8 protein-coding genes are annotated in these 11,660 nt (G+C 30.1%); 6 read left to right on the top strand and 2 right to left on the bottom strand.

Annotation, left to right across the window (positions count from 1 at the left end; all coding sequences use genetic code 11):
• Nucleotides 1-28: 28 nt before the first annotated feature.
• Entirely contained in the window at nt 29-1,321 is a 1,293-nt protein-coding gene (gene chrA, locus RH99_RS09265; protein ID WP_010236917.1) for a chromate efflux transporter, read from the bottom strand.
• Nucleotides 1,322-2,029: 708 nt separating this feature from the next.
• On the opposite strand from chrA, the gene RH99_RS09260 reads away from it, so the two are divergent.
• On the top strand, nt 2,030-3,145 hold the full coding sequence (locus tag RH99_RS09260) for a ribose-phosphate pyrophosphokinase (protein WP_010236916.1): 1,116 nt from the start codon (nt 2,030-2,032) through the stop codon (nt 3,143-3,145).
• A gap of 78 nt (nt 3,146-3,223) precedes the next feature.
• Here the strand turns inward: RH99_RS09260 and RH99_RS09255 are convergent, their stop codons facing one another.
• Nucleotides 3,224-3,778, bottom strand: a complete 555-nt coding sequence (locus RH99_RS09255; protein ID WP_010236915.1) for a transposase — start codon at nt 3,776-3,778, stop codon at nt 3,224-3,226.
• A gap of 200 nt (nt 3,779-3,978) precedes the next feature.
• Here RH99_RS09255 and RH99_RS09250 point away from each other — a divergent pair, with 200 nt between their 5' ends.
• The 5 genes from RH99_RS09250 (at nt 3,979) to RH99_RS09230 (ending at nt 11,397) form a co-directional block, all read left to right on the top strand.
• On the top strand, nt 3,979-5,418 hold the full coding sequence (locus RH99_RS09250; RefSeq protein WP_010236913.1) for an MFS transporter: 1,440 nt from the start codon (nt 3,979-3,981) through the stop codon (nt 5,416-5,418).
• Nucleotides 5,419-5,934: 516 nt separating this feature from the next.
• Nucleotides 5,935-7,188, top strand: a complete 1,254-nt coding sequence (locus RH99_RS09245; RefSeq protein ID WP_010236910.1) for a glycosyltransferase family 39 protein — start codon at nt 5,935-5,937, stop codon at nt 7,186-7,188.
• Between the two features lie 274 nt (nt 7,189-7,462).
• Nucleotides 7,463-8,200 (top strand): Fic family protein, encoded by a 738-nt coding sequence (locus RH99_RS09240; RefSeq protein WP_010236908.1) that lies wholly within the window; start codon nt 7,463-7,465, stop codon nt 8,198-8,200.
• Between the two features lie 28 nt (nt 8,201-8,228).
• The gene (locus RH99_RS09235; RefSeq protein ID WP_010236906.1) at nt 8,229-9,941 is read left to right on the top strand and encodes a methyl-accepting chemotaxis protein; all 1,713 of its coding nucleotides are present in this window, start codon (nt 8,229-8,231) and stop codon (nt 9,939-9,941) included.
• A 556-nt stretch (nt 9,942-10,497) separates the two neighbouring features.
• Entirely contained in the window at nt 10,498-11,397 is a 900-nt protein-coding gene (locus RH99_RS09230; protein ID WP_010236905.1) for a glycerophosphodiester phosphodiesterase, read from the top strand.
• The last annotated feature ends 263 nt before the right edge of the window (nt 11,398-11,660 follow it).

Genomic DNA, 11,660 nt, shown 5'->3' with positions numbered 1-11,660 from the left:
GATTTTACATCCTTAGGGTATTATATTTTTATGCTAAATAATAAATCATAATATATAACACTATACCACCTAATATTACTAACTTAGAATCTAATTTAACAAATTGCAGCAGTATAAAGGATAATGCAAATAATATTAGAGTATAAACATCAGTAAGAGCATGCCTTCCCGTATTTATTACTACTAATGCCATAATCCCAACAAAGGATGAAAGTAATCCACTTAATACAGAATTTATCCAATTGTATTTCTTGATTTTTGTATAGATGTTAAAGGTTATTGCTACCAAAAGAAAAGATGGTACATATATTGATAGCGTTCCAACTACTGCACCTATTAATCCCATAACCTTATATCCTATAAAAGTAGCTGTAATAGTTACTGGTCCAGGTGTCATTTGCCCTAGTGCCACACCAACCATGAATTGATCAAGGGTTAACCAATGATGAGTGTTAACAACTTCTTGCTGTATTAGAGGAATCATTGTAAACCCATTACCAAATGACAATGTTCCAATTTTAAAAAATGTTATAGCAATACTTAATAGGTCTCTATTAAAATCAACTAAAATAAAAAACAGTAAAATTGTTATACAAATTATTATGATATTTTTCCACTGTATCTTAGTTTTTTCTATTAACTTTGTATTTTTAATATCCTCTGTACTTTTAGGAATAAGAATTAGTCCCATTAGTGCTGAAATAAATAAGATTAAAAAAATATTATTATATAATATAGAAATTATAAAGGCGGTGACAGCTATTATAATCGCTTGAATATTAGAAGTTGTTGTTTTAGCCAAATCCCATACAGCATTTAATATAAGTGCAACAACTACAGCTCCAAGTCCTTTAAATAAAACATTTACAAATGCTATATTTTCATATTTAAAGTAGAGTAATGACAACATCAACATAATAAAAAATGGTGCAAAAATAAAACCTATGAAACTTGCTACTGCACCTAGTAATCCCTTTAATTTATAACCTATATAAATAGAGAGAGAAACAAAGGTTGCCCCAGGTATTAGCTGTGCAAGTGCAAGTCCTTCAAGAAGCTCTTTTTCAGTAATCAATTTCAATTTTTTTACGATAGTTTTTTTGGTTTCCATTATCATGGAAGGACCAAAGGCTGTAAATCCTATTTTAAAGAATAGCAAGAATATTTGAATTAAATTAATATTATTAGTTTCTACGTGGTTCTTATTATCTATTACTAAGGAAAGTTTTTTTATCTTTCCTGGGTATTTTTTCATTTGTTCTTTATAAAATACTTTATATTTAAACTTTAGTTCGATATGTTCACAGCCACAATTACACATATCTTTTCTCTCCTTTAGTATAATTAGTTTGTATTAATTATACTTAAGTATTATATAAAATCAAATTATTGGTTATCTTTATTTATAACTAGTTTTATTCATTGATGTTAGGTTTGATTATGGTATCTTGAGAGTATTTATATAGTATATAGGATGATTTTGATTAAAACAAGGTTAAAGTGATTTTATATATATTGGTTTTGATTAGTAGTATAAAAATATGTTAATAAATTGTTAATTTTATTTACAATTCATGGCATATTAAGAAAGTATTCAAATTGCCTTATTTTTTTATCTAAAAATATTGATATATTACAGTTTCTGTTGGGTAATATTTTGTCTTTTGTTTTTACAATATATCTTAGTTATGTTATGAGAAAAATATATAGAAACAGATTTAACTTAACGTGCGAAATGAAATTCTCTCACTCTTTATAGATGGGAGATGGGCAGCACCTACTTACAGTAAATAAATGTGATCACAGCAAATTATATAAAAGTGCTATGAGCAGAATTGTAAAACTGACAAAATTAATTACAATGGCACTAAGATTTATAACCATAAAATCATTGCTAATTTCCCATTTTTTACACCCTAGGGGTGCTATTACCATTGACATAAACCACTTGTATACTTAAAATTAATTAAGTAAAATACTCGAAAAATGTATTAATGTATAAATTTAAAATGATATATGGAGGACAAATATGAGCAGTGGTCAAATTTTTAACCATAATAATGGAGAACTAGGTCTAATTGTTTTGGAGAGTTTTAGGGAATTAGGGAAAAAAATTGATAAACATATTAAAGAGAGAAGAAACGTAGATGATAACTTTTTATTACCTGTAGACGAAGTACGTTTTTCTAACGGTGAAGGTAAAGTAAAGCTTTCAGATTCAGTTAGAGGAAAAGATATTTACATACTTTGTGATATAGGTAATCATAGTTGTACATATAATATGTTTGGAATGGAAAATCACAAAGGTCCAGATGAACACTTTCAGGATATTAAGAGAACTGTATCAGCCATAAGAGGAAAAGCTAAAAGAATAACTGTTATAATGCCACTACTTTATGAATCAAGACAGCATAGAAGAAAGGGCAGAGAATCCTTAGACTGTGCACTAGCACTTCAAGAACTAGAGCGTCTAGGAGTACAGGAGATATTGACTTTTGATGCTCATGATCCTAATGTTCAAAATGCAATTCCACTATTGTCATTTGAAAATTTATACCCTACATATGATATTCTTAAAACTATTATCAAAGAAGAGAATGATATAGAAATACCTAAAAAGGATATGCTGGTTATAAGTCCAGATACAGGTGCCATGGATAGAGCTATATATTATTCAAGTGTTCTTGGAGTTGATGTTGGATTATTCTACAAGAGAAGAGATCACTCAACAATTGTAAATGGTAAAAATCCTATAGTTAAACATGAATATATGGGAAGAGATGTTGAAAATCAGGATGTTTTAATAGTTGATGATATGATTGCATCAGGAGAATCAGTGCTTGATATAGCAAAAGAATTAAAATTAAAAAAGGCAAAAAATGTTTATGTTGCTACTACTTTTGCATTTTTCACAGAGGGGCTAGAAAAGTTCCAAAAATATTATGATGATAATATAATAACCAAAGTTTATTCAACAAATTTGACTTATATATCACCTGAACTTGAAAAAGCTGAGTGGTTTAAATCAGTTGATATGTCTGAACTTTTAGCAATAATAATAAATAGATTAAACAGAGAACAGTCTATTGCTAAATTTATGGATGCTACATATGTAATACATGAATTATTAGGAAATAAAAAATAGTAATGTTAATAAAGCACCCCAGGGGTGTAAAAAATGGAAAGAATGGAAAAGATAGCACCCCAGGGGTGCTATCTCTCCTTATTGAGAGATAATGCTTTCTACAAATTTCTGATAAACTTCTCTATTATTTTGTTCCTGAAAATAATAGAGAATATTATCAGAGGAAATAATGTTTTCTTCCCTATCTCCTATGTACATGCTGTAACTACTCCATGTATATTCTTCTGCTTTTTTTACTATATTGGCTCTTACCGGATTTAAATGTATATACCTACTGGTTTCAATCATTTGCACATCAGTTTTGATAATTTCTGAATAATATCTATCCTGAAATAAATGTCCAATGCAATTATATTTTTTGTTGTGATATTTTGCATATTTACTGTTTATCCTTCCAATAAACTGCACTGGCGGTTTATGTTCTGTCTTTATAAGAATATGTACATGATTATTCATTAAACAGTAACATATTATCTTATATTCGTCACATTCATAATATTTTAGTGCTTCTATGAACAATTTTAAATAGTGTAAAAAATCACTTTTTTCTCTAAATATGATACTTTTATTATTTCCTCTAGCTGTAACATGATAGCTTGCACCTGAATACCATTTTCTTTTGGATGTTGGCATATAATCAAAATCCTCCCTTTTTATATTGATTATTGCCAACTTTCATATTTTAAGCACCCCTGGGGTGTAAAATTTGGAATTTATGGAAAAGATAGCACCCCAGGGGTGCTAATATTTCCTTGTGTCTTTTAAAGAAATTTATAAGGGTGTATAATAATATCAATAGGTAATGTATGTTTTTTATTGGAAGGATGATATGTATGACAGAAAAATCTAGTGGGGTAGGTACTAAACCTAATTACTATCTAATTGTTTTAGTACTTTCACTTACAACACTTATGGCTGCAATTGATACAAATATAGTTAATATTGCACTGCCTACTGTTGCTAAATCCCTTAGGGCAAGTTTTGCCAGCGTTCAATGGATAGCACTTAGTTATCTTTTGGCAGTTACATCTCTTATAGTTGGAATAGGTCGTATTGGAGATGTATTTGGGAAAAAATCTATTTTTATACTTGGAATTATAATCTTTACTGTGGCCTCTTTACTCTGCGGAGTATCAACATCAATTTATACTCTTATACTATTTCGTGCGCTGCAGGGGGTAGGAGGAGCTATACTCATGGCCTTGTCCTTTGCGATTTTAGGTGATTTAGTTTCAAAGGATCGAATTATACAGAGTATGGGAATTCTCACCGCAATGCTTCCAGTAGGATTTGCACTGGGACCATCAGTTGGTGGAGTTCTTATAGGCTATTTTGGATGGAGATCTATTTTCTTTTTTAACGTTCCCATAGGAATTATAGCATTAATACTTGTATTAGGATTTCCTAAAATTCCAATATCAGAAAAGGTTGAGAAGTTTGATGTACCTGGATTACTGTTGTTATGTGCTGCACTTAGCTGTTATGTTTTAAGTGTAACTTTTGCTGAGGATAATGGACTAAGCAGAATTGTTGTTTTATTTATAGCTCTAACAGTTATATTTATTATAGCATTTTTATTATTGGAGCATAGGATAAAATCTCCTCTTATAAAGCTCAGTATGTTTAAAGATAAAGTGTTCAGCGGAAGTCTTGCTATAAGTGTACTTATGTATACTGTAATAACGGGAGCAGTATTTATACTTCCCTTTTATCTTCAGCAGGGAAAGCTGTACTCTACATCTACATCGGGATTATTAATGACCATAGGGCCTATTGGATGTACTATTTTTACGCCTATTTCTACTAAGCTGGCAAGGCATTTAGGTAATTATACCGTAATGATCCTTGGTATAATTATTTTTGCCATTGGATCTTTTGGAATGTCTACATTAAGAGGATCAACAAGTATAGCTATTTTTGCTGTTACTATACTTATATTTAATGGAAGTTTAGCTTTTTTCCAGACACCAAATAATGCATCTATAATGTCATCCTCAAAACCGGAACAACGAGGACTTGCATCAGGACTTCTTAATTTATCTCGTACCATTGGACAGACTACAGGAGCAGCTTTGATGGGTGCCTTATTCTATTTTTTCACAAAGACTAAGTCTATAACTAAAACAAACCCAGCAAATATTATCTCTGGAATACACTATACATTTTTATTTGCTGCTGGGATTATAATTATTGCATTTATTATTTCACTTGTTACTCTTTTACCTAAAGCTAGAGGGCAAAAGGATGAACTAAAAAGAGAAGAAAGTATATAAAAATGTAAAAAAGGGGTATATCTCAAAAAGAATAAATATTTATTAAAGTTGAGAACCCTCTTGTTTAATTATTAAAAATAGGATTCTAATAATTATTTTTAGGCATATGAAAATAAATAACAAGTCAAAGATACGACGTATATTTTGAATCATACAAGGAAACAGGTCCTGATGATAGTGGTACTATCAGAGGGTTCTGTTAACGTAGTATGATTCAAAATAGACTAGTATACTGACTAGTTATTTATTTGAAGATGCCTTAATAGCAGAATAGTTAAAAAGCTGTCTCGCAATGCATATCTATGCATAGCGGGACAGCTACTTTTTTTATAGATTTGTGTCAAGGATTAATCACCAGTACTTCATATGATTACCAAGTGAGCGAATATATAAGTTCTGGTATTTTATGCATAATATATGTTAGAATATAAGCTGAGAATTAGGTATAAAGGTGATTGTATAAAGAAATTAACAATTAAGATTTATTGATAGGAATAAAATTACAGGGAGATAAAAATGAAAAATAATAAACAGAATTACTATAAAGTAGTCACAACTGTGGGTGTAATTCTTTCACTGTTGTGGATTATTTTTGTAAAAACAGAACCATATTCGGACTTTGCATATTATAATACTATAGCCACGCAGGTAGCAAATGGTGGACAGTGGGGGAATACCTACACTTCTGTAGGCTATTCTATTATTTTAGGGTTTATATACAAGATATTTGGCAGCAGTATAATTATTGCTAAGATTTTTAATGTGGTTTTAACTGCATTAAGTTACCTTATATTTTATAAAATTTTAAAAAAGATAAATATAAGAGAAAGCAGACGTAAAATTATATACACTTTATTTGTACTGTTTCCAAGTAACATTTTTTATAACAGCATTTTGGGTACAGAAATAATATTTACAACCTTATTTCTTTTGACTACATTAGTATATTATAGTGATTTAAAGTATAAATATGTATTAATAGGTATTTTAGTGGCGATAAATAGTATGATAAAACCCTTTTTTATAGTATTCTTTTTTGCTATATTTTTAATTGAGTTAATTTTAAGGGTAAAACTTATAAAGATTATAAAACATTCGGCGATAATATTACTTGTGAGTTTATTAGCACTTTCTCCTTGGGCCTATAGGAATACAAAACTTATGGGACAGTTTACTTTTATATCTAACAACGGTGGTGTTGTACTTTATATAAACAATAATTCACAAAATAAATATGGACGATGGATGGAAGCCGCTAAGGTAGAAAATTCTATTGTAAACACAAAAGAATATCAGAAGGCTAATATGACAGAAAAAAACAAAATGCTAAGCAAAGCAGCTAAAAAGTGGATAGTGAGTCATCCAGGTAGATTTGTGCAATTGGGATTTAAAAGATTATTCAGTACCTACTTTGTAGGAGATGACATACTCTACGCTCTTCATGGAGCGGGAACTAGTAAAGCCTTAGAGTATGTTTTTATAACCTATGCAAACCTAGCGAGAAATGTATTGTTTTTACCTGCAATAATACTCATGATTATAGCTACCATAAGGATTATAGTGAAGATAATAAGAAAAGAGTTTAAATCTATAGATAGCTTTGAGCTCTATGGTTTGGTGTGCATTTATATGTTTACTTCCGTATATTTTTTCACAGAGGGTCAAGGGCGATATTCTTTCCCATTAATATTTATAGCACTGTATTTTTTCGGAGAATTAGTGGACAGAATATGGTTAAGAGTTAATCGGGGAAGACAGAAAACACTATAATGATTTAAAATATATAGATAGATTTGTAAATATAATAACAGAGTATTTATAATATTATAAACAGAGTTCTAAGTTTTAGGTGGAGTTTTTTGTTTTCCACCGCTGAAACTTAGAAATTGTTATCTAGGGACGTAGCATACCTTATCTCCCACTTTGATAGGAAAGCATAGAACCAAAATTTTTAATTTTGTGTGAATTGCTTTCACAGAGTGCGATGGGAGTATTAGGTCTGCTAGTCATCGGATAAAAATTTTCTAAAAGGGTGATGATTGCTATGTTTGAAGAAATAAACAGAAAAAAACAGATATTAGATAGCAGAAGACCATTTAACAAAACGATTATTAAAAACTTAAAAAAATATTTTGATGTGGAACTTACATATAATTCAAATGCTATTGAAGGGAACACCCTTACAATTACAGAAACTAAAGTTATTTTAGAAGATGGAATTACTATTGGCAAAGGTAAAAGCCTTAGGGAACATCTTGAGGTTATTAATCACAAAGAAGCTATTGATTATATAGAGGATATAGTAAACAAAAATATTGATATTAATGAGAGTGTAATTAAAAACTTACATTATATTATTCTTAAGAGTATTGATAATGAGAATGCAGGCAAGTATAGAAATGTTAATGTGCTTATAAGTGGTAGTAAGCATAGACCACCAGAGCATTTCTTGATTTCAGAGAAAATGGGAAAACTAATTAAATGGTATGATGTAAATAAAAATAAACTTGAGCCAATAATGCTTGCAGCAGAATTTCATCATAAGTTTACTTATATACATCCATTTACAGATGGAAATGGCAGATGTGGAAGACTTCTTATGAATTTGATACTTATGAGAAATGGATACACTATTACTGTTATAAAAATGCAAGATAGAGAATCCTACATGAATGCTCTTGAAAAGGCTAGCACAGAAAATGATTTAGAAGCGTTTATTAATATTGTAGCTTCAGCTGTAGATAGAAGTTTAGATACTTATTTATATGTAGTTACAGGTTAATTTTAGTATTACGAAGGAGGATTAGGAAATGAAAATAATTAAGAATTTAAAAGTAAAAACAAATATAATTATAGCTTTTTCTATTATAGTTTTTATAGTTGCAGTAACAGGAATTATAGGTATGACTTCACTACAAAAATTAGATAGAAATTCACAGGAAATGTACAGTAATAGTCTTAGAAGTGTATATATACTCACAGACATGGAGCAAAATTTAACTCAGATCAAATCAGATATGCTGCAGTTAGTTTATGTAAAAGATTCTAGCCAAAAGACAGTGCTTTTGGAAGATATTAAGAAAATTGCAGATAAAAATGATAGTTACATAAAAGAGTATGGTAGTAGCCGTGTAAATGATCAGGAACAGAAGGAATTCAGTTTATTCCATTCTAATTTTCAACAGTTTACAGAACAGGAAGAATATCTATTGACATTGATAAACAATGGAAGTACAGATGAAGCAGTATTTCAATATGGAAGAATGAATGAAAAATGGCAACCTATGTTTAATTCAATTGATAAGCTGATAGCCATGAGTTCCACTCATGCAAAGCAAACAAATTCGGATAATCATAGTGTATATACAGGTGCTAGTAATACTATGATTATACTTATTATAGTAGGTGTTATTATTTCAATAATTTTATCTATTGTACTTGCAAGAGGAATTCTCGTTCCTCTTGGAAAAATAAAGTCTTTTGCAGAGAGATTAGCTAAATATGATTTCTCTAATGCTATAACTATAACAAAAAATGATGAATTTTCACAAACAGGTATTGCGCTGAATTCAGCACAGAAAAATGTAAAGGAACTAGTAAAGCATATTATGGACAACTCTCAGGATATGAGTGCTGCCAGTGAAGAACTTTCTGCTATGGTGGAGGAGTTAAATGCAAACTTTGAAAATATAGATGCTGCTACTAAGGAAATAACCAGTGGCGTCCAGGAAACCAGCGCTTCCTCTGAGGAAATCAGTGCATCAGTGCAGGAGGTAGACACCAGCGTTAATCAGTTATCAGAAAAGTCCATGGAAGGAAGCAATAGCTCAATTCAATCCAAGGAAAGGGCAATTGAAGTACAGGACAAGGGTAAAAAGTCTACAGATGCAGTACAAAAAGTATATGCTGAAAAGAGAAATAACATATTAAAGGCAATTGAAGATGGTAAGGTAGTAGAAAATATAGGTGTGATGTCAGATACTATAGCAGCTATAGCATCACAAATAAATTTACTTGCACTTAATGCAGCTATCGAAGCAGCCAGAGCGGGAGAGCATGGAAAGGGCTTTGCAGTGGTGGCAGAGGAAGTTAGAAAGCTTGCAGAGCAATCTTCAGAGGCAGTATCAGGTATAAAAGATACTATTTCAAAAGTACAGGATGCTTTCAAGAATATTTCTAACAATAGTAATGAGGTACTTAAATTTATTAATGAGGATATACATCCACAGCTTATGGCCTTTGTAGATATGGGAAATCAATACTACAATGATTCAAATTTTGTAAGTTCTATTACAGAAGAAATAGCAGCTATGACAGAAGAAATTACTGCAACAGTAGGACAAGTGTCTGAAGCAATACAAAACACTTCAGCTATTGCAGAAAAATCTTCTCACAATGTAGAATCCATACAATCCAGTATGAATGAGGCCACAGAAGGTGTAGCACAGGTAGCAAGAACTTCACAGAGCCAAGCAGAACTTGCACAAAAACTTAATGAAATAGTTCAAAAGTTTAAAATATAAAATTATAAATAACATAATAAAAAACAAATTACATAAAAAGACTTAAGTAATATAGTGAACTCGTTTCAGCAAGCTGAAACATCGGGAAATCAGGTGGGGATTCTACCCCATCTGATTGAAAAGTCCCACCTACGCTTCGCTTAGAGGTGGAGGTATTAACCTTTAATGCATGAAAAGATAAAGGATAAATCTTTAAATAAAATCATGAAATGTAAATAGTAAAGGTACTGAAACATTATAGTTTCAGTACCTTTACTATTAAATTTAGCTTTAAATACTTTTCTAAATATATATTGCAATAAGTTATATTTATTATCAAGTTTCCAGTTTGTTTGGAGATCAGATATTTACTATTATTGATGTATAATTTTAATTTGAACTTATATATTTAAATTTTTTTAGAAAGAATAATAAATATTATTAATAATTTTCTAAATTGAAGTTAAAATAATTTTAGAGTGATATTTGTAATTCTATTCTAATATAATGTATATTAGGTTAAAATAAGATAATGTTTTTATGAAGGTTAAAGTGTTGTGTACAAAGGAGGGGTAATATGCGAAAATTTAATTTTAAAACTAAAAAGGTAATGATACTGTGCGTAACCATAGTTGCAATTATGCTGTTTTCTATAGCTTTTATATTTAAATCGGAACTATACCAAAAAGCCTATGCAGTGAATAGCCTTGAGAAAAGAGAAAATGTGGAATATCTAAGTACTGATGTCAATTTAAACTCTATAAAAATTGTGGCTCATAAGGGAATCTGTAATAATGAACCTGAAAACTCAATTAGCTCTATTAAGAGTTCAATAAATCATAGGGTAGATTATGCAGAAATTGATGTGCAGGAAACTAAGGATGGTGTAGTAGTCTTAATGCATGATAAAAATTTAAGAAGATTAACTGGTGTAAATACTACGGTGGATAAATTAACCTATAGCCAGCTAAGAAATTTAAGAATACATCAGCCTTTTAAATCCCAGTACAAAGATGAAAGAATTCCAACTCTCAATGAAGTAATGGCAGTAGCGAATAATAAGAGAAAGCTTATAATAGAGATTAAGCCCTATGGCAATACTAGAGATCTTACTACTAAAGTAGTTAATATGATAGATAAAAATAATTTTACCAAACAGTGTATGGTTCACTCCATGAGCTATAATATTATACTACAGGTTAAAGAAGAAAATCCAGATATAACCACAGGATATATAGTGTTTAAGAGAGGTCAAAAACTACCTATAGAAGGTGTTGATTTCTATAGTGTTGAGCAGGGCCTTATAACACCAAATATGGTAGAAAATATTCATGAATTAAACAAAACCATATATGCTTGGACAGTAGATGGACCAAGAGATATGAAGAGAGTAATGAAATTAAATGTAGACGGAATAATTACAGATAAGCCTACTATATTGCTAGATAGTAAAAAGGCACAGGTTCATAAGATATAGGGTATAGCAACTCTAAGGGGATTTATCAAAGTAAATATTTATTAAATGTGATAATTGCTTAATCTTCCTACTAAAAGTTATTTTTAGTAGGAAGATAGCTAAAGAGCTGTGTCGCTATGCATTTGCAACATAGCTCTTTTTTAATTTAAACAGTTTTGATAAACTGATGTATTAGGCATATGAAAATAAATAGTAAGTGAAAGATTCGACGTATATTTTGAAGCCTACAAGGAAATAGGTTCTTCAGATAATGAGCTATATGA

The sequence above is a fragment of the Clostridium arbusti SL206 genome (genome assembly GCF_000246895.1).
In the GTDB taxonomy this organism is placed as follows: Bacteria; Bacillota; Clostridia; order Clostridiales; family Clostridiaceae; genus Clostridium_I; species Clostridium_I arbusti.
Note: the sequence above shows the minus strand (reverse complement) of the source record. Positions and strands in the feature narration are given on the sequence as shown.